Origin of the sequence: Cyanobacterium sp. Dongsha4 (assembly GCF_036345015.1) — a bacterium.
Classification (GTDB): Bacteria; Cyanobacteriota; Cyanobacteriia; order Cyanobacteriales; family Cyanobacteriaceae; genus PCC-10605.
Genome location: NZ_CP084098.1, coordinates 3,057,066 through 3,076,648, shown reverse-complemented (window position 1 = coordinate 3,076,648; position 19,583 = coordinate 3,057,066). Strand labels below are relative to the sequence as shown.

Here is a 19,583-nt window from a genome sequence, read left to right as displayed (position 1 = left end):
AATGTCAAGTTCATTCATTTTTACATTGATAAAAAATCTGAAAAATATCCATTCCCATAAATTATCTCAAGATTATACTGTTTGCCCCAAAAATGAGAAGTGGGAAGAAGGTTTTTCCATTCTTGAAGTATTAGTAACCATTCTCGTGATTACTGGTTTTATTTTAGCTTCTCTCCAAGCTACTGTCTTAGCAACTTTACTTAGAGTTCAAGCACAGGATAAACAAGAAGCAACAAACTTAGTACAAGAGGATTTAGAGCTTATACGCTATCACGCTTTTATGCTGACTTCAACACCAGCTAATTGTGGAAGTTATGGAACAACACTCCAAGCTGATTTAGAGGGAAAAGGATATACTGATGCAGTGCAAACCATTAGCGTGAATGGCAGATCTTATGATATAGATCGCACTTATAATCCTTCTGAAAATATATTGCAAATTAGCTATAGCGTTTCCTATGATGACAATCAACCTCACCCTCGATATACGAGTACTGGGGATAACGTCGTGACAACTTTATCAACGGAGGTTTTACCCAATGCGGCACTTAGTTGTAATTAACTTATTGTTTAATAAATACAGTAAAGATAAAGGGTTTAGCTTATTTGAGGTTGTTGTAGTTACTGTCATTGTAGGCATAATGGCGGCTATAAGTGTTCCGAATCTTTTAGAAGAACAAAGACAGCAAAGAGTTAATGAGGCTTTTAGTAAAATTAGGGGGGCATTAGTAGAAGCACAGATTAATGCTAATCGTAAAAGCCAGAATTGTACAGTAACTATTTCAGAGACAGGTGTTACTGGTTCTCCATCAGGATGTGTTTTAGAAAATATCACTTATGATAATAATATTGTTGAAGTTCGCTCTACTGCGGGAACGTTACCACAAACTATTGCATTTGAGTATGACGGGAGTTTAACGGGTACACTTTTGCAAACCATACACATAAAAAGAAAAAATGGGGCAAATGAAACTGGTAAATGTATAGTGATTGCTAATCAGTTAGGCATGATTCGTACTGGAATTTATGATAGTACTGTGACCTCTAGCAACTGTAACAATGTGGAAAATAAGCGATATGACTTGAATAATCCTTAGATTTATGGAATTTATCTCAAAAAATGAAAACGGACTCTATTTTCTCTTAATTATTTACTAATTTGTTTGAAACTCTCTTTGCTTTACTAAATTTATCTAAAAATTTGGTTTAAGAACATTAATTTTGCTCTCAGGAATTAAAACAATTAGCAAAAAGAATTTATGGAGTTTTTCTTTCAGATAGTTTAAAAGGTTTCCTGCGATCGCACCCAGTGATATTAAATATTATTGAATATGATAAAAAACTATGAATCAATATCAATTATTAAAACTATTTTTAAGCCTTAAAAAATCTCAAGAGAAAGGTATTTCTTTAATTGAATTAATTGTTGCCCTTGTTATTAGTGGTATCGTCTTAGCAATGGCGGCAAGTGGTTTCGTCAATATATTAAGAGCAAATCAAGATGTAGAATCAAAAACCGTCAGGAGTTCCAATCTACAAAAAACCTTAGCCTTTATACAAGATGAGATGAAAAGTGCGAGAGCGATTACCAGAACATCTACCAGTTGCGCAGGTTCAGATTCTGCCAGTTGTTTAGTTTTAACCTATCCTGATGGTTCAACCATTGATGGTACGACGTGTACCATAACAAATCCACGTATTGAATACGGTTATGAAGATATTTCGGCTTCCACTGCTACTCAGTGGTTAAAACCAGGTCTTTTAAAAAGAAAAGTTTTTTGTGATAGCACCAGTGGTGGAAACTGGCAAGTTATTGCAGATGGTTTGGTAAGCGGAAATGAAACTAATCAGCCTACCACGAATTGTCATGCAGAACTTAACGCAACAGTTTATGGTACAGATAGCAATGGTAAAGGAGGATTTAGATTTTGTCTCGACACCGATGATACAGACCCCACCACTGCCCCGAATAATCGTTTAGCACAAATCTTTTTGTATGGTCACATAGATAATAATACCAATATTCCTATTAGTGTGATTACTTTTGCTAGATCTGAGTAAATTAAGATTTTCCTGATTATCTCTGTTTGTAAACCTTAATTTATTGAGTTTTGATGGATATATCACTTTGAGGGTTTAGAAAATTTCATTGTTGAGGGTGAGACAATCAGATATAATGAGCCGTGAATAGAGTTCTTGAAAACAAGGGGATAATATTGGTGGTAAATACAGTTAGTAAACCAAAAACCAACGTAAGTTTAGAGCAATGGTTAACGGATTTAAGCAATAAAATTGTTGCAGGGTATCGTATTACAAAAGAAGAAGCCCTCAAATTAACGGAAATAGAAGGAGAAGAGAATATATTATTGTTGTGTGAAAGAGCCGATCGCATCCGTCAAGAATGTTGTGGTAACGTAGTCGATTTGTGTAGTATTATTAATATTAAATCTGGTAACTGTTCAGAAAATTGCAGTTTTTGTTCTCAATCTGTTCATCATCAGGGAAAAGACTCCCCCATTTATGGCTTAAAAACCAGAGAAGAAATTTTAGAATATGCCAAAGCCGCCGATGAGGCAGGAGCAAAAAGATTTTGTTTAGTGTCCCAAGGAAGAGGTATTAAGTATAATAGCCCGAAAAATAGCGAATTTGAAGAAATTTTAGCCACTGTTAAACAAATTATCGCTGAAACAAATGTTAAACCTTGTTGTGCATTAGGTGAAATTACCCTTGAACAAGCTCAAGCATTGAAAGAAGCAGGTGTTACTCGCTACAATCATAATTTAGAATCTTCCGCTAATTTCTACGATCGCATCGTTACTACTCACACATGGCAAGATAGAGTAGATACCGTCAAAAATCTTAAAGCAGTAGGAATTCAGGCCTGTACAGGTGGTATTATGGGAATGGGCGAATCATGGACAGATAGAATTGACCTCGCTTTATCCTTAAGAGAATTAGAAGTTGAATCCGTACCAATTAACTTTCTTAATCCCCGTGAAGGCACACCATTAGGAGAACAAATTAAATTAACTCCCCTTGAAGCAGTAAAAGCGATCGCAATTTTTAGATTTATCCTACCAACCCAAATACTTCGTTATGCAGGGGGTAGAGAGGCAGTATTAGGAGAATGGCAAAAACAAGGTCTAAAATCTGGAATTAATGCCATGCTAATCGGAAATTATCTTACCACTTTAGGGCAATCCCCAGAACAAGATCACGCCATGTTAGCAGAATTGGGCTTAGAAGGCGGAGAAACTCCTGTTAAATAAACCAAAGTATAGCAAATTAAGACATTTTACATCTTTCATTGTAATTCTGAACGATAGTCAAAAATCTCAGTAAGTCTTAAATAACTTGCCCAATGCTATGTCATAAGCTAAAAGACAAATACTTAGTCAAAGCTCGACAATTTTTCTGTGTTTCCAGAGGGGCTTAAGCCCCTTATCCTAACAATTCTTAATTAAATGAAACATTCCTCCTTAATTTAATTTGTGAATAATAACGGCTTACCTCCACAACCTATATCCCCAGTCAACGAGTTTTTTTGGGCATTAATTGGCTTAATGCTCACTATTTTTGGTACTTTTGTCGAAGTTTTTTTTGTTATCCCTACTAACGCAACAAACCTAGAAAATATAGACACCACATCTTTAGGAATCACTTATCAACTAGCTGGAGTATTTTTAACTGGAATGGTAGGAGGGAGAAATGCCGCCGCCTATGCCCAAATTGCTTATGTAATTATGGGATTATTCAAACTACCCATATTTTATCAAGGAGGAAGTTTTGACTATATCCAATATCCTAGTTTTGGTTATATTTTAGGTTTTATTCCTGGTGCATGGTTATGTGGTTTTTTAGTTTTGCCCGGTAAGCGTCGCCTTGAATTATTTACCATAAGTGCATTTTTAGGCTTATTAGTTATTCATCTGTTCGGCATTCTTTATTTAATCTTATATACATATCTAACACCTTTTCTTGGTAATCAATTAACCCCTACTTACTTGTGGGATGCCATTAACTTATATACCATCACTCCCTTTCCTTCACAACTAGCCTTAATTTGTGCGATTTCAGTTATAGCCTTTATAATTCGTTTAATTTTACTTTATTGATTTTTACTTTATTGATAGTGTCGGGCTTATATCAAACTTGAGTTCGATGAAAAAAGTATCGAAAAATAAAGCGTTGAGAGTTATCATCGAGCCAATTTTGGAATAAAAAATTATTAAATTTAGGAAAAACTCATTTAAAATCAATTTATTCAGCTTTTTTGTCAATAATTATTACTTTTATAGTTATTTAGAATAAGAATGAAACAGTTTAATAATCTAAATGTTTATCCCAAAATGCTTATTGGTGGGCAATGCCCACCCTACAAATTTTATTGAATGGTCTCAATCTTAATCGAAACGACTATAACTCCGAACTCCGAACTCCGAACTCCGAACTCAGGTATATCAATGATTCTATTTCTATTTGTTTTGATTGTATTTCTACTTAATCAGATAGGCTATTTCTTACTTATCTCGGTGATTACAAACTTTTTTCTCTCCATTGCCCACTATTTATCCTTTGCCTTATTACTTATTATCATTGGTTTTATTGCTTGGTGCTTCAGTGAAACTTAAAGATTTATTTTTCTTCGCTCTTGCTTTTTGTCCGTATTTCCCCAACAAATCTATTATCGCTATTAGAAGCATAAACACTGTTAACAAAATCTGCCAATACTTGACCATGACAAGGATTAGGATAACACCAACATCCTAAAGCCTTACCTGTCAACTCTTTTAGGGCTTCTATCTGTAACTTCTTACTCTTGAAAAAATCCTTAGCAAACTTTTCACAGGCTACTTTATTATTCTTTTCACCCGTATAGTCACCGTAAATGCTATTTTCTGTCCACTCAAAATCAGTTTTTTTATTAACATAAACCCACTTATCATTACTAATACTTTTCTCGGGATTAAATTGAATATACTCTTTTATTTTTTCATCTATACCGCCAGTGCAATTAAAAACTACTGCCTTACCCTGTTTAAGTAATGATATTCTCTCATCTTCTGTTAATATTCTCTCTTCTATATCACTTTCAATAACCATTGACCCCATATTTTTAGCTAATATATCTCCATAAAAACTATCTTTATTTATTTCGATATTACTATTCTCTCCAAGATTAACCGAGCTATAAATGTTGTTTTTATTATTACCCTGCTTTTCTGGCTTATCTTCCATTAATGTCTTAATTTTGTTCTCCACTAATTTATCAACAAAAGTTTCTAACTCACTGAGTTTAATTAATCTATCTTCTGTTTCTAATAGAGGATTATTATGTTTATCCCACATTTCCAGTAATAACCCAAAAACCCTTGCTTTACTTATTGAATGATCATTGAGAAACTTTTTGAGAATTTTCTCTTGATGTGGCTCTAAAAGTCCAGAATATCTAGCTAATTTTGAGGGCATAAATTTCAGTCTTTAATAGTTAATAACAATATTAATACCTAAATTCATAATTATCACAAGCCATTTTTTCTGTAAATTTTGAGATGAAGGGTTTTAATTATTCCCAACAGCCTTAATAAGTGGGATTTATGGGGAGCTAAAACTTTTCAAACAACTTCTCAGTTGGGTATAAAAATATCGGATAAGAGCGAGTTGTAGAAACTCAGTAAAAGTCTCTTAAAATAGCCATTCCCAAAAAAAATTGTCAACAGAGTCAAATTAGTCAAAAAAATTTTGCTGAAATTGCATAAATCGGAAAAAAGATACTGATAAGTAGATAAGGAAACCCTTATGGTGAAAAACCATTGGAAATCTACTTTTATGAAAATGCAAAAACGCACTAACCTTGTGATGCAGTTTTCTTCCTTTCTCTGTTTGAAAGAAGAATCATCTTCTCTGATTACCTACTGGAAAATTACCCCAGAATTAGAGCAAAATATGAGGCAATTATTAGATCAGCAACAAATTTTAGCTGAGGAAGATGACCTCATTGCCCAAGAATTCTTGGAGTGGCTACGAGATAACCAAGATAATTTAAAGAAAAAGCATTTGATTGCTTATTTACAAGAATCTTGTTTCTTTGCCACAAAAAAAGTTTATCAACGATTTAAAAATTGTTGGAATATATTTACTTGGCAGGATTACTTCCAATGGGCTAATTTACTGTTGGCATCTCCCACAAAATTATTAGCTAAATATAATCAAAGTCTTCGGTATAAGTTAACTACCTACGCACGAAGCAAAATAGAATCCCAATTAATAGATAGAGCATATCAATATATGGGGTGGGAAAGAGCTTCTGATTGGGGACTGTTAAGACAATTAAAATCTGGGACTCGGAAAAAATGTTTACAGATAATGGGAGGTTTAAAAGATAATGATTTAGAAAAATACCTATTGGTGTGGGAATGTTTTAATGTGGTTTATTCATCGACAACTCTTAAAAAGAATCAAAAACTGCCACCTCCTTCTGCTAATCATTTTTTGAAAATAACTCAAGAGTACAATTTTATTGTAAAAAATAAAGGAGCTAATTTACCCAATATTAATCAAGAAGAATGTAATTTAATTATTAATAATTGTGTTGAGTTTGCTCGGCAATATTGTAATCCTAAAATTTTAAATAGTGGAGAATACACAGAAAATTTAGTTGATGAAGTTGGTGTCAATGTTCAAGAAGAAAAAGAACTTCAAAAAGAAGAATATAATCAGGTGGATACCATCTTAACTAATGCCTTTTCTGAACTAGATTTAAGCCAGAAAATCCTATTTGAATTATGGAAAGGTTTACAGTTAACTCAAACAGAAGTAGCTGAAATTATGGGAGTTAATTATGGTGAGTTTGTTAGAGAACAATATCAAGTTACCCGTCAAATTAATTCTACTCGACAAGAATTATTGGAAAAATTGATCGGAGAAATTTTACCAGATTCTCAAACCACTATAACCAAGCAAAAATTTAAAGAGCTGAAAAATCCCTTAGATCAATGGCTACAGGAATATTGTAAAGAGGTTTTATCTCAAAAAATTACGGAAATTTATCAATTATTATCTGATGATGAAAAGTCAACAATTATGGATAATTTTCAAGAAAAAAATTTCACTGATAGTGATACATTGAACCATGATTTGCATCTTTTAGCGAAAAAATTGAAAACAAAATTAACGGAAGATTACCAATTATTTTTCCCAGAAACTAATCATATTAACCTTTGCTTTATTCATATAGTAGAAGATTGGTTGATTAATAATTATTCTACTTTTATCTAATTATTTTTTACTTTTGCAATGATTTTTACCAATATAAATTCAATAAATATCATGTCTTTAGACCTATTTACTGCTTTTAATTCTGAAGATTTGTGGCTGAAATTTTCTGATAAAGAATATGATATAGCCATGGAAAAAGCCAAAAAATTTGCATCTTTAGCGGAGCAACATCAGGCTTTAATCAATTTTCTTGCTAGTAATTGTCTGATTAAATGGTTAAACATGACCTACGGTGATTTGATCAGTCAAGTTAATTTCGAGTTTGAGGAAAAAGAATTATTTAGTATCTGGCAATTTGTTAATGGAACACCTCTGATTATTAATAATTTATCTCGTCGTTTAATTATATTGCCTGAAGAATGTGAAGATTTTAGCGAATTTAATATCCCTCAAGAATGGTTAGATATTCCTCAATTTAGAGGGGATTATTTTTTGCCAGTACAAGTTAATTTGGAGACTGGTTGGTTAAGATTTTATGGTTTTACAACCTATGAATATATAAAAAAATATAGTTATTACAATAGTTATTTTTCTTACTATATTTTGCCTGAAAATTTTTTAGAGGATGATCTTAACTTACTATTTCTTTTTGAGAAATATCAATTATTTAATCACGCTGAATATCAAGCTCTACCACAATTTTCCAGTGCGGAAAAAGGGCAGTTTATGGAACAATTGAATAATATTGATGCTTCAAGCGTTCGTCATCATTTGAATTTTGTCCACTGGGCGGCTTTATTTGCAGATAAATCTTGTCGTTTATCTCTTTATAAAAAATATCAACCAATTAGTTTGGGATCTTGGTTAGAGCATAATTTTTATGAGGCTTATAGTCAAGGATGGCAAAATTTGACTGATTTGGTGGATAGCTTAAATTTTATTACTTCTCCTCCTTCTGTTAGTAGTAACGGGATTGTAATGCGTTCTGGTAATGTCAATTTAGAATATATCTATCAAATAAATGATGAGAAGCAGTTGAAGGTTGCGGCACAAAAATTAAGTGTTTTACCTACTAATAGTGTGCATAAAAATCAAGTTTTACAGGCTCTGAATTATATTATGAGTCGCTCCCACGATGATGAAACAAGATGGCACGCCGCCGAAGGGATTTGGCGTTTAGAACCGAATAACCCTAATGCGGGTTTATGGTGTGGAAAACGTTTAAATTTGGGTGTGGAAATGGGGGATTTATCTTTGGCTTTAGTGATAGGAGTATTGCCAAAATCTAACAGTCAAAATAGTATCTTTTTCCGTCTTTATCCTACTAATAATCATTTATTACCTGCTAATTTGAAAGTACAAATTATGGATGAGGAGACTAAGGTGTTTAAACAATTAACTTCCAGAGAAGACGATCGCATCTTACAATATAAATTCTGGGGTAATAAGGGAGAGTTTTTCTGGATACAAATTAATTATCACTCTACCCAACTTAGTGAAGCCTTTATTATTTAAACGTTAGGGGTTTTTATAGTTTGGGGTATTAGGAAAGAGGTGTCAGGTATCAGGTTGCAGGTGTCAAGAAGTTGGGGGATGGGAGGATGAGGGGAGAAGGAGAAGCAAGTAATGAGTTAGGGGTATTGTGTTAGAAGTTATTAATTATCAACTATTTACCTTTGCCCTTTTAACTTTGCCCTTTGCCCTTTGAACTGCATTTAATACTTAATTTTCTTCCTTCTCTTTTTCTTGCTTTGTCATTAAACCAAATTTGACTTCATCAATAGCGTGGTTGAGTTGATTAATTTTTTCTTCCAAACTTAATCTTGCATTCTCCATAGCAAATTCATCTTCGAGGCTAGAATAAGAAGTTTTTTTCTGGTTTAAATTATCAGAATCCTTGCTTTGTTGACTTTTACTTGCTACTAAACTACCCACAACACCGCCTACTAATCCTCCGACAATTGTACCGATAATAAATCCACTACCGAAATTATCTTTGTTACTCATAATAAATAATCAAATACCTTTGTTAAGAAAATCAGTAATTATCTTTAACTCAAGAAAATACACCGTAAACTTAATTTTACACTACAAAAAAAATAACTGATCAAAATAGTCTTTTTTAGGTTATCATCTCTTTTCACCGCTCTTTTTTATTTGTATAGCATGGTTAATTTTCCTAAAGTCTTATCTTATCCTTTAGCTATTTCTCTTTGTTTTTTCATCTCTAGTTGTGATACGGGAGAAAATTCTTTATCTCAAGCACAAAATGAGGAAAATATATCAACTCTTTCCATCGCCGATGTTTCCTCATCCCAAAATCTTCCCGTTAATGCCATTTTATCCATCAATGATCAACAAATAGAGTTGGAAGTGGCACAAACTCCCGAACAACAACAGTTAGGCTTAATGTTTCGCACAGACTTACCTGCTGATAGGGGAATGCTTTTTCCTTTTGAGCCGCCAATGATTGTCAATTTTTGGATGAAAAATGTTTTTATCTCTTTAGATATGCTATTTATCCGAGATGGAGTTGTGCAAAATATCGCTCATAATGTCCCCCCTTGTACGAAAGAGCCTTGTCCTTTATATAACTCTGAGGTAGAAATTGATCAAGTGATAGAGTTAGCTGGAGGAAGAGCAAAAGAATTAAATATACAAAAAGGCGATCGCATCTCAGTGGAATTTTTATCTTCAGAAAACTCTGTTCAAAAATAAGTAGTGCAAATTTTTTTTTAATGGTGTATAATCATTTACTCAAATGTTAATCTCATACTCAACCTTTTAGACTAAGCTCAATAAAGAGAATTTATTTAGAAGAAAAATAAAATAAATAATCTGAAGGGAAAAGTTCTAATTTAGTCCATATACCATTTTTCCATTTGTCAGGTACGAGCAGAAGAGTTGAAGCCCTCTATCAACAAAGAGTCCATGTACCTCACTATTCAGAATGATGGCTATGGGCAGACTCATTATTATTAATTACACAAACTTTTTCAGCCTAACTGGAAATTTTTTTATTAGACTATTTTAATTGGCAAAATATCAAGAATGTTTTTATATCAATATAATCTGTTAATGATGAATAATCGATGGAATATTGGTAGCTATCTAAGCAAAATGGCTTAATTTTTTGTGAGAGTGATAATAAATAAATTCAGCAATTTTTCAGCATATAAAGTGATTCTTCCATTTCTAAACAAATCCAACCATGAGTTTTTGTTTTTAACCACTTCTATCTATATATTTTTAGTCTAAATTTTTTAATCTTTTTGAATTTTTAAGAAATAAATATTATGCCTACTATTACTTACACACGTTTTATTAAATTTTTGCAAGATGAAATAAATTTATCTCAAGATTCCATTGCTATGGCTCAAAAAACAGTAGATCAAAATTTGGGACTTATGCCCGTAGTGCTATGGCAATATGGATTAGTGGATTTAGATCAACTCAATAAAATCTATGAATGGTTAGAAACCGCCTAACACAAAACTGGTATAATTGTTGGTTTGAACAGTCTATAAGAAGTTTATAAACTAAATGATTTACGATATATTTATGCCAGCCCTCAGTTCTACGATGACAGAAGGGAAGATAGTTTCATGGGAAAAACAACCCGGCGATAAAGTTGAAAAAGGAGAAACTGTTGTTGTCGTTGAATCCGACAAGGCTGATATGGATGTAGAATCTTTCTACTCTGGTTATTTAGCTACTATTCTTGTCCCTGCTGGTTCTCAAGCCCCCGTAGGAGATGCGATCGCATATATTGCTGAAACCGAAGCAGAAATCGAAGAAGCCAAGAAAAAAGCAAGTAAAGCACAAGGGGGAAATAATGTCACTTCAACCCCTGCAACTACTCCTGAAGTCAAAAAAGAGGTAGCAACTGCCCCTCAACCTGTGGCAACAACTGCTAACACAGAAACCACTCCCTCAAATACCTCTGAAAGTAACGGTAGAATTATCGCCTCCCCCAGAGCGAAAAAATTAGCCAAAGAATTTAAAGTTGATTTAGCCACTATTAAGGGTAGCGGTGTCAACGGTAGAATTACCGCCGAAGATGTAGAAAAATCAGTCGGAAAAGCACCTAGCGTAACCGCATCTACTCCTTCATTGCCTACTATTACCTCCTCTACACCTCCTCAAATTACTCCCACTCCTGCCCTCGGTAATGCCGCTCCTATTAATAACTTAGTAGGGGAAACCGTACCCTTTAACACCTTACAACAAGCAGTTGTTCGTAATATGGTGGCTAGTTTACACGTTCCGACTTTCCAAGTTAGCTATGATATTACCACTGATGCTTTAGATGGTTTATATCGTAAGATCAAAACTAAAGGCGTTACTATGACTGCATTATTAGCCAAAGCTGTTGCAGTTACCCTACAAAAACATCCCGTCATGAGTGCTACTTATACAGAAGGTGGCATTAAATACAACGACTCTATCAACATCGCTGTTGCTGTTGCTATGCCCGATGGCGGTTTAATTACCCCTGTGATTAAAAATGCGGCTCAAATAGATATTTATTCCCTTGCCCGTAGCTGGAAAGATTTAGTAGATCGTGCTAGAGCAAAACAACTACAACCTGATGAGTACAGTACAGGTACATTTACCCTTTCTAATTTAGGGATGTTTGGTGTAAGTAGCTTTACCGCTATTTTACCTCCCGGACAAGGTTCAATATTAGCTATTGGTGGTACTCGCCCTGCCGTAGTAGCTAGTAAAGACGGTTTATTTGGGGTTAAAAATCAAATGACAGTTACTATCACCTGTGATCACCGTATCATCTATGGTGCAGATGCGGCATCATTCCTCAAAGATTTAGCTAATTTAATTGAAAATGATCCCCATTCTTTGACATTGTAGGTAATGAATAATGGGTTAGGAGTTCGGAGTTCGGGGTTAGGTTTCAGGTGTCAGGGTGTTTAGGGGATGGGGGGATGAGGGGAGAGGGAGAAACAAGTAATGATTAATGAGTGTTCAGAGTTTTTAATTCTTAATTATCAACTATTTACCTTTGCCCTCCCCCCTCTTGAGGGGGGATAAAGGGGGGTTTGCTCATTGCCTATTGCCCATTACCCATTGCCCATTGCCCTTTATTATTAAGTTAAATTATGTATGATTGTATAGTTGTTGGTGCTGGTCCTGCAGGGGCTACTTCTGCTTATCATTTAGCAAAAAAAGGATATTCCGTATTGATTCTGGAAAAGGCTAGTTTACCTCGTTATAAGCCTTGTGGGGGGGGAGTTTCTCCTTTGATTCAATCATGGTTTGATTTTGATTTATCTCCTGCTATTTCTCTTAAAAGTCATACCGTTTATTGTACTTGGGAGCATAAAGATGCGATCGCAGTTGATTTAGGAAATAACCCCATTTGGATGGTAAGAAGAGATATTTTTGACTATTTTTTGGTAACACAAGCAGTTAAACAAGGAGCAACCCTAAAAGATACAACGGAAGTAAAAGGGGTTGAATTTGCTAGTAATGGTTGGATAGTGAAAACCGAAAATGAGTCATTTAAAGGACGTTATCTCATTGGTGCAGATGGGGCAAAAGGCTCAATGGCTAAATGGTTAGGCTTTGGAAAGCAGAAAAAATCTGTAGTGGGTGCATTGGAGTTAGAAATTCCTGCACAGAAGGTAGAGAATAAAGAAACCTATTTAGAATTTGGCTTAGTACAACATGGCTATGCTTGGAATTTTCCCAAAGCTGATGGTTATTCTATTGGTGCTGGAGGTTTTGCTAAAAATAGAAAAGCTCAAAGTTTTCACAAAATTATCGAAAATTATACAGGTTTGTTCAATCTTAATGCTAAAGATGGTTGCGAACATGGACACCCCCTTGCTCTTTGGAATGGAGTACAAAAATTACATACGGAAAATGCCGTTTTAGCAGGGGAATCAGCTTGTGTAGTTGATCCTTTCACTGCCGAGGGAATCCGCCCTTCTATCTATAGCGGTTTAAAGGCATCTGAAGCGGTGGCTAATGCTTTAGCAGGAGAGGTAAATGCTTTAGCAAAATATAGTGACATTATGGCTGAAGAATGGGGAAAAGAGATGTTATGGGCGCAAAGATTGGCTTCTATTTTTTATCGTTTTCCTCGTCTTAGTTACCAATTAGGGGTTAAACATCCTTCTGGGGGAAAAACTATGATGAAAATATTTGCAGGGGAAAAAACTTATTCTCAGGTGGCGCAAAGGGGGATTAAATTATTAACTAGGGGTTAATGAAAAAGTGGTGTTGCCGAGGGTAGGCTATTTCTCATTGGGCGAAGGTATTGTCAGTAGAGAATATTTGATAATAAACTATAAAAAACTTCTGATTTCTCACTTCTACCTATTACTCATTACTTCCCCCTAATACCTCAACACCTCAATACCCTAACATCTGACTTTCACTCATTACCTATTATTTTCATGTTTATTATCACTAACGATGACGGCATTAACGCTGAAGGAATTAAGGCTTTAAAAGAAATTATTACTGAAGATAAGGTAATTATAGCACCCGATCGCGCTTTATCTGGTTGTGGACATCAGGTGACGACAAAAGACGGAATTACCGTCACAGAAACAAAACCTCAAGAATATGCTATTAGTGGTACACCTGCCGATTGTGTTAGGCTCGGTATCAGTAAGATTTTCCCCTCCGCCACATGGGTGCTTTCTGGAATCAATGCAGGAGGAAATTTAGGGAGTGATATTCATATTTCTGGCACTGTCGCCGCCGTCAGAGAAGCCGCTATTCATGGTTTAAGTGCGATCGCAATTTCCCATGTTATTAAATATCCTCAACCCATTAATTGGGATATTGCCAAAAAATTAAGCAAAAAAGTGCTAAGGGAATTATTAAATAAAGAGTTACCTAAAGGTTGCTTTTGGAATGTAAATTTACCCCCCCTTGATTCTGTGTCCAATCCAGATATAGTATTTTGTAGTCCTAGTGTTGATCCCTTACCTTTAAACTTCAAACAAGAAGGAAATCAATATTTTTATCGAGGAGAATATTGGCAAAGAAAAAGAGCTATAGACACAGATGTAGATGTTTGTTTTTCAGGTAATATCGCCGTCAGTTTAATCAGCATTAATGGCTCTCCTACTTTGGATATGATAAATTATTCCTGAAAAAAGGTGTCAGGTTTTAGGTTGAATTTTCAGAAAATTAATTAGTAGAGAAAAGAATTGAAAATAAGAACATCAATTTATTTACTTATAGTTATTTAAAATAGCAATGATACAGTTTTGCATTAAAAATAATTAATCCAAAGCCTTTAATGGTGAGCATTGCCTACCCTACAAAATTTTTAAATTTGTCTCAATCTTAATTAAAATGACTATACTTTTCTTATGAGAATCTGTTAATTTTAACTCCTAACTCCTAATTCAGTTTAATACCTGACATCTTTACACAAAAAAACTAAGCAATAAGCTATGAATTTGTGATTAAGGCTAATTCAATTTCATTTTCTCCTGCTAAGGAAATTTTTGCATCAATTCCGGGTCCAAAAAATTTCGTGATTTTTTCCTGTTTTTCTTGCCAAGTTTCTAGTTTAATTAAAGGTGAATCAAAATACAAAATCAAAGCATAATGATCATTGATTTTATCTTCTTGAATTTTTGTTAAAATAGGTCTTTCATCATCGGTGGGACTTAAACCTAAACGTTGTAAGGCTTCATCTAAATGGGCTTCTTGTCCATAACGATAACGAGTAACATCTAATCTTAACTGATTTTGAGTGGCAGTGGCTTTTTCTTTTCTTAAAGCTAAAACTTCAGGGGTAGTCTCTTTCAGGAAGGGAATCGGTTTTAATTCGGCGGCTTTTAATGCTAATCCTCCCAACAAAAGGGGAATACCATAGAAAAAACCAGCTAAATTAAGGGTAGAGTTTCCCGTGCCATAAGCAATAAAACCCATGACAGTGAGAATTGAACCAACCGTTAAACCAACTAATGCTAAGGGAATTTTTCGCAACATGATCAATAAAAATAATTTCTATTATTTCGAGTAGATATAGATAATGTATCAAAATACGTCCCTTTAGTTTAATCTCCATTCGATTCAAGAATATCGGGTAAGGGTGGGTTTCAGGTTTTAGGGGATTAGGGGTATTGGGGGATTAGGGTTTGAAGCAGAGACGGAAACAACTACCCTGATTTTTTTCGCTTTCAACTACTATTTCTGCATCTAATTGTTGGGCTAAAAGTCTGACAAGGCGTAAACCTAATGAGTTTGTCTGTTCTATATTTAGGTTATCGGGTAAACCAATACCATTATCTTTGACTTCTAATTCAATGTCTTTTTCTTTGGCAATTAAGTTAATGGTTACTTCCCCTTCTCCTTTGGGAAAAGCGTGTTTAAAAGCATTGGTTACTAACTCATTGATTAATAATCCTGCGGGGATAGCTGTTTCAATATTTAGACGACATTCTTGTAAATAGGTGACGGGTTTAATACCTGTATGATAGTGGTTGTAGGAAAGGAAAAGATTGGAAACAAGACGATTGATATAGTCGGCAAAGTTGATTTGTGATAAGTCATCAGATTGATATAATTGCTCATGGATAACTGCCATAGTTTGAATACGGTTTTGGCTATCATCGAATAAACTTCGCACTTGTTCATCTTCTATATAGCTAGATTGTAGGTTTAATAAACCTGAAATGACGTAAAGATTATTTTTAACTCGATGGTGAATTTCTTTGAGGAGAATTTCTTTTTCTTGTAAGGATTTAAACAGTTTTTCTTCAGCCTCATGTCTTTCTGTGACATCGGTGGAAATACCATCAATGCTTACTGCTCTACCATATTGGTCATACACAATGTGCGATCGTTCTCTTATCCAACGATGAAGTCCATTTGATAATTGAATTTTATACTCGATTTCCCAATTCATCTCTTTTTGATTTTGTAAGACTCCGAGATGATAGTTTTCCATAATATTTTTCCATGTTGACTCTACTTCCTGACGATATTCGGGTATAACCATTTCTAAGAGAATCCCCCGATTTGCTAATATGTCTGCAGGAGAATGCCCATATAGTATCTGACAAGCAGGGTTAATATATCTCAGTTTTAAGTCTGGTAAAGACATTGACCAAACTACATCTTGCAGTGAACTTAACACACTGTTTAAACGGGCTTCGCTTTCCTGTAGGGATTCCTCTGCTTTTTTGCGATCGCTAATATCATTGATTACAGCAATAAAGTAAGATGGTTCAACGGCAACCCACACCACTGACATATTTAAGTTAATCCAGAGAAAACAATCATGACTGTTACTGTTGCAACGAATACGCACTTCTCTTTCAAAGGTGGCTTGATTAGCATTTAAAAGATGGGATAAATCTGTGAGGGTAGCAGAAACATCATCGGGATGAATCAAAGAATGAAAATCCACATCCACTAAATCGTTGCGATCGAATCCTAATAGTTGGATAAACTTATCATTAGCTAAGACTAATTTACCAGGTAAACTAACCTGCACAATACCAACGGCGGCCTGATTGAAAATACTGCGGAATCTTTCCTCACTTAATTTCCATCTCAGTTGTGCCAGTCTTACCTCTTCGATGTCTTGCCCACAGGCAATAATACCAATACCTTGCCCATGATTATCTGTAAAACGATTAATATTCCATAATAATGTTCTTTCATTACCATCGGCTGTTAGTATTTTAGTTTCCAAATTTCTTTGCACTTGCCCTTGATTTAGGGTTTGATTGAATATATCTTTTAAGTCTTCCCGATTACTGGGTGCTACAAAAAGTAATAAATAATCTTCCCCTAAAACAGAGTCTCTTTGCCATCCAAATATTTTTTCCGCTTCTTCATTCCATTCCACAATACGATATTCTTGATTTAAGACCACTAAAATTGTCCCCGCAGTTTGAACAAAAGTCCTTAATCTTGTTGTAGTTTGTTCTAATTCTTCCGTGCGATCCCTAACTCTAATTTCTAATTCTTCATTAAGACTACGAAGTTGAGATTCTGCTTGTTTTGCAAGGGTTATATCTCTAGCTACTGCATAAATTAAGCCTTCTTCATAGGGTAAACTTTTCCATGCTAACCAACGATACTGCCCGTCTTTAGTTAACCAACGATTTTCAAAATTAACACTTTTAAAACCCCTACTTAATTTTTCTAATTCTGCTTTAGTAATATCTAAATCATCAGGATGAATAAAAGATAGGATATTACCTTTAATAATTTCTTTCTCTTCATAGCCTAATGTGGTTAAAAAACTAGAATTAATCCGTTTAAAAGAACCATCAACTCCCGTAATACAAAACATATCTAAAGAAAGATTAAAAAAGTAATCTAACTGCATTTGAGTCTTATTCTTATCAATAGCAGTAGCTAAAACATTAGCAAGAGTTTGTAAAAAATTGATTTCCACCTTGGTAAATTTACGAGATACCTTACTATAAACTCCCATCACTCCAAAATAATTATCCTCTCCACCAATATTCACCGTTGCACCGCTTAAAATTCCTGTATTGTGTAAAAATGGGGATGGACTAAAACGAGTTTCCACTAATAAATCATCTGTAACGACTGGTTGCATTACCTTCAGAGTATAGCCCGGCATCCAACGGGGAGATGAACCTACTTGGGCGCTACCAATCCATTCCGATGACCATCCTTTTCCTGCTTTGACTAAAAATGAGGCTTGATTAGCTTGTAATTCCAAAATATCGCAATATTCCACCTTCAAGGTATCGCTCACAATTTCTACCGTGTCATCAATCAGGGTTTGAATATCATTATTCAGTAAAGCCGTATTACCCAAAGATGCGATCGCAGTTTGATATTTAGCAATTTCTAGGGCTTTTTGGGCATATTCTGACTGTTGAATAGCAATAGCTACTTGAGAACCCAATTTTTGCAATAAAATAATTTCTTCTTCTAGCCAGTGCCGAGGTTGGCAACAATTTTGAGCCGCTAATAAACCCCATAAACCATCATGATAGATAATTGGTACAACTAAATTCGCCCGTATTTGAATGCCTAAGAGCAAATCTAGGTGACAAGGAGACAAATTTCCCTGAAAAACATCATCAACCGCCTGAATTCTACCATTGATATAGGGTTGAATAAAATCCTTAGCAAAACAGTGATCTTGTACTACTCTTCCATAAATAGACATTACTCCTTCTACCACAGACTCCGCAATAATTACTCCATCCCCATCAGGATAAAGTTGATAAACTATGACGCGATCGCAATCTAAAAATTGTCTAACCTCATTAACAGTACTATGTAAAATAGTGTCTAATTGTAGAGATTTACGAATACGATAACTAAGTTGGGAAAGAATTTTTTCCTGCTCAACCTGTTTTTGTTCTATTTTAAAAGCAGTTTTGACAGTATCTATTTCCTGTTGTTTCCGTTTTAAATATTGAAATTGCCAAGAAGGAGTTAACACTTTTAATAACTGTTTAGAAGTTACTAAAAAAAGACGACTACAAACTCCACAAGAAAAATTTTTAACATCTTCTGATGATAAATTATCAACTAAATCACAAGTATAATTACTTGATTTTCCTTGGAAATTATTACTTACTAATAAGAGAGAATCATTGATAATTAAGTTACTAATAATGCTTATTTTTTCAGTACTAATAAAACAAGATAAATCTTCTGGCTCTAAATCTTCAACTTTTTTAACTTTCCAATCAGGCTCTAAAATAGCTTGTAAAATAGTACGATAACTGAAAATATCACACCTTGAATCCCCCTCTATAATAAGTCCATCGTTAGATAAATCTTCATTTAAAATCTTGATTATATGAGTTAATGATTGATGAGGATGAACAGTGGTTAAATTGGGCTTTATAATTTCATTAACAGAAATTTTTTGATAAACATATTCGGTATTAAAATATTGACATATACTCTTAGGAGTAATAATTCCCTTTAAAACACCATGCTCATTTAAACATCCATAAAGTTGATATTTATTCAAGTAAAGGTTATTCGCAATAGTAAAAATATCAGGAAGATTATCAATAGAAATATAAGGAAAAGATTGACAAAAATTTTTAGCCCTCAGAGAATAAAGATTAATATTCTCTGCCACAATTTTAATAATTATATGAGGAGAAATATAACCGAGAGGAAATGAGTTGTTAGCAACAATTAAAAAATCATGACCCATTAACAACTTTTTTAAGACATCAACAAAAGAAGTCTCAGGAGAAATGAGAAAAGGACAATAATCAATAATGATACTATTTATATGAGTTTCATGATTCATAAGCACAAGCATGAAGATTTTTATCAAGAGAATCTATCACTGCTTTTATATTTCTAGTTTACACGATTATTTGGAAGTACATAACACCTCTCAATAATTTGTTATG

At 34.1% G+C, this 19,583-nt stretch carries 16 protein-coding genes; 12 read left to right on the top strand and 4 right to left on the bottom strand.

Translation table 11 applies throughout. From position 1 onward, the window contains the following. The first annotated feature begins 1 nt into the window (after nucleotide 1). The 5 genes from Dongsha4_RS13190 to Dongsha4_RS13170 all read left to right on the top strand — a co-directional run bounded on the left by Dongsha4_RS13190 (nucleotide 2) and on the right by Dongsha4_RS13170 (nucleotide 4,115). Complete coding sequence (locus tag Dongsha4_RS13190) at nucleotides 2–562, top strand: hypothetical protein (protein WP_330202824.1); 561 nt, start codon at nucleotides 2–4, stop codon at nucleotides 560–562. Further along, nucleotides 540–1,097 carry a pilus assembly FimT family protein gene (locus Dongsha4_RS13185; protein ID WP_330202823.1) on the top strand — a complete coding sequence of 186 codons (558 nt, stop codon included), beginning with the start codon at nucleotides 540–542 and terminating at the stop codon, nucleotides 1,095–1,097. The genes Dongsha4_RS13190 and Dongsha4_RS13185 overlap by 23 nt, the downstream gene beginning before the upstream one ends. 247 nt (nucleotides 1,098–1,344) lie before the next feature. Next, on the top strand, nucleotides 1,345–2,061 hold the full coding sequence (locus Dongsha4_RS13180) for a prepilin-type N-terminal cleavage/methylation domain-containing protein (protein WP_330202822.1): 717 nt from the start codon (nucleotides 1,345–1,347) through the stop codon (nucleotides 2,059–2,061). A 230-nt stretch (nucleotides 2,062–2,291) separates the two neighbouring features. Continuing rightward, entirely contained in the window at nucleotides 2,292–3,269 is a 978-nt protein-coding gene (gene bioB / locus Dongsha4_RS13175; protein WP_425590799.1) for a biotin synthase BioB, read from the top strand. Nucleotides 3,270–3,491: 222 nt separating this feature from the next. Next, nucleotides 3,492–4,115 carry a biotin transporter BioY gene (locus Dongsha4_RS13170; protein ID WP_330202821.1) on the top strand — a complete coding sequence of 208 codons (624 nt, stop codon included), beginning with the start codon at nucleotides 3,492–3,494 and terminating at the stop codon, nucleotides 4,113–4,115. A gap of 520 nt (nucleotides 4,116–4,635) precedes the next feature. Here Dongsha4_RS13170 and Dongsha4_RS13165 read toward each other — a convergent pair. Continuing rightward, the gene (locus Dongsha4_RS13165; RefSeq protein WP_330202820.1) at nucleotides 4,636–5,469 is read right to left on the bottom strand and encodes a DUF4326 domain-containing protein; all 834 of its coding nucleotides are present in this window, start codon (nucleotides 5,467–5,469) and stop codon (nucleotides 4,636–4,638) included. Between the two features lie 360 nt (nucleotides 5,470–5,829). On the opposite strand from Dongsha4_RS13165, the gene Dongsha4_RS13160 reads away from it, so the two are divergent. Together Dongsha4_RS13160 and Dongsha4_RS13155 are read left to right on the top strand one after the other, a co-directional pair. After that, a complete protein-coding gene (locus tag Dongsha4_RS13160) occupies nucleotides 5,830–7,278 on the top strand; it encodes a sigma-70 family RNA polymerase sigma factor (RefSeq protein ID WP_330202819.1) in 1,449 nt (482 codons plus the stop codon). 51 nt (nucleotides 7,279–7,329) lie between these two features. Continuing rightward, nucleotides 7,330–8,733, top strand: a complete 1,404-nt coding sequence (locus Dongsha4_RS13155; RefSeq protein ID WP_330202818.1) for a DUF1822 family protein — start codon at nucleotides 7,330–7,332, stop codon at nucleotides 8,731–8,733. 207 nt (nucleotides 8,734–8,940) lie between these two features. On the opposite strand, the gene Dongsha4_RS13150 is transcribed toward Dongsha4_RS13155, so the two are convergent. Further along, nucleotides 8,941–9,225 (bottom strand): hypothetical protein, encoded by a 285-nt coding sequence (locus tag Dongsha4_RS13150; RefSeq protein ID WP_330202817.1) that lies wholly within the window; start codon nucleotides 9,223–9,225, stop codon nucleotides 8,941–8,943. Between the two features lie 159 nt (nucleotides 9,226–9,384). Here Dongsha4_RS13150 and Dongsha4_RS13145 point away from each other — a divergent pair, with 159 nt between their 5' ends. From Dongsha4_RS13145 to surE, 5 genes are all read left to right on the top strand, one after another. Continuing rightward, on the top strand, nucleotides 9,385–9,936 hold the full coding sequence (locus tag Dongsha4_RS13145) for a DUF192 domain-containing protein (RefSeq protein ID WP_330202816.1): 552 nt from the start codon (nucleotides 9,385–9,387) through the stop codon (nucleotides 9,934–9,936). Nucleotides 9,937–10,514: 578 nt separating this feature from the next. Next, nucleotides 10,515–10,706: a DUF2949 domain-containing protein gene (locus tag Dongsha4_RS13140; protein ID WP_330202815.1), complete on the top strand. Its 192-nt coding sequence runs from the start codon at nucleotides 10,515–10,517 to the stop codon at nucleotides 10,704–10,706. A 55-nt stretch (nucleotides 10,707–10,761) separates the two neighbouring features. Next, a complete protein-coding gene (locus Dongsha4_RS13135; protein ID WP_330202814.1) occupies nucleotides 10,762–12,087 on the top strand; it encodes a dihydrolipoamide acetyltransferase family protein in 1,326 nt (441 codons plus the stop codon). Nucleotides 12,088–12,335: 248 nt separating this feature from the next. Further along, nucleotides 12,336–13,448, top strand: a complete 1,113-nt coding sequence (locus Dongsha4_RS13130) for a geranylgeranyl reductase family protein (RefSeq protein WP_330202813.1) — start codon at nucleotides 12,336–12,338, stop codon at nucleotides 13,446–13,448. Between the two features lie 189 nt (nucleotides 13,449–13,637). Next, the gene (gene surE / locus Dongsha4_RS13125; RefSeq protein WP_330202812.1) at nucleotides 13,638–14,345 is read left to right on the top strand and encodes a 5'/3'-nucleotidase SurE; all 708 of its coding nucleotides are present in this window, start codon (nucleotides 13,638–13,640) and stop codon (nucleotides 14,343–14,345) included. A gap of 304 nt (nucleotides 14,346–14,649) precedes the next feature. Here the strand turns inward: surE and Dongsha4_RS13120 are convergent, their stop codons facing one another. Both Dongsha4_RS13120 and Dongsha4_RS13115 read right to left on the bottom strand, forming a co-directional pair. After that, the gene (locus Dongsha4_RS13120) at nucleotides 14,650–15,195 is read right to left on the bottom strand and encodes a DUF2854 domain-containing protein (protein ID WP_330202811.1); all 546 of its coding nucleotides are present in this window, start codon (nucleotides 15,193–15,195) and stop codon (nucleotides 14,650–14,652) included. A gap of 142 nt (nucleotides 15,196–15,337) precedes the next feature. Then, entirely contained in the window at nucleotides 15,338–19,477 is a 4,140-nt protein-coding gene (locus Dongsha4_RS13115; RefSeq protein WP_330202810.1) for a PAS domain S-box protein, read from the bottom strand. Between the last annotated feature and the right edge of the window lie 106 nt (nucleotides 19,478–19,583).

Excerpts from the sequence above, each read along its gene's own strand:
- Dongsha4_RS13160 (WP_330202819.1), top strand. The coding sequence starts at position 5,830 with ATGAAAATGCAAAAACGCACTAACCTTGTGATGCAGTTTTCTTCCTTT.
- Dongsha4_RS13180 (WP_330202822.1), top strand. The coding sequence starts at position 1,345 with ATGAATCAATATCAATTATTAAAACTATTTTTAAGCCTTAAAAAATCT.
- Dongsha4_RS13185 (WP_330202823.1), top strand. The coding sequence starts at position 540 with ATGCGGCACTTAGTTGTAATTAACTTATTGTTTAATAAATACAGTAAA.
- Dongsha4_RS13155 (WP_330202818.1), top strand. The coding sequence starts at position 7,330 with ATGTCTTTAGACCTATTTACTGCTTTTAATTCTGAAGATTTGTGGCTG.
- Dongsha4_RS13130 (WP_330202813.1), top strand. The coding sequence starts at position 12,336 with ATGTATGATTGTATAGTTGTTGGTGCTGGTCCTGCAGGGGCTACTTCT.
- Dongsha4_RS13135 (WP_330202814.1), top strand. The coding sequence starts at position 10,762 with ATGATTTACGATATATTTATGCCAGCCCTCAGTTCTACGATGACAGAA.
- Dongsha4_RS13165 (WP_330202820.1), bottom strand. The coding sequence starts at position 5,469 with ATGCCCTCAAAATTAGCTAGATATTCTGGACTTTTAGAGCCACATCAA.
- Dongsha4_RS13145 (WP_330202816.1), top strand. The coding sequence starts at position 9,385 with ATGGTTAATTTTCCTAAAGTCTTATCTTATCCTTTAGCTATTTCTCTT.
- Dongsha4_RS13190 (WP_330202824.1), top strand. The coding sequence starts at position 2 with ATGTCAAGTTCATTCATTTTTACATTGATAAAAAATCTGAAAAATATC.
- Dongsha4_RS13150 (WP_330202817.1), bottom strand. The coding sequence starts at position 9,225 with ATGAGTAACAAAGATAATTTCGGTAGTGGATTTATTATCGGTACAATT.
- surE (WP_330202812.1), top strand. The coding sequence starts at position 13,638 with ATGTTTATTATCACTAACGATGACGGCATTAACGCTGAAGGAATTAAG.
- Dongsha4_RS13115 (WP_330202810.1), bottom strand. The coding sequence starts at position 19,477 with ATGAATCATGAAACTCATATAAATAGTATCATTATTGATTATTGTCCT.
- Dongsha4_RS13120 (WP_330202811.1), bottom strand. The coding sequence starts at position 15,195 with ATGTTGCGAAAAATTCCCTTAGCATTAGTTGGTTTAACGGTTGGTTCA.
- Dongsha4_RS13140 (WP_330202815.1), top strand. The coding sequence starts at position 10,515 with ATGCCTACTATTACTTACACACGTTTTATTAAATTTTTGCAAGATGAA.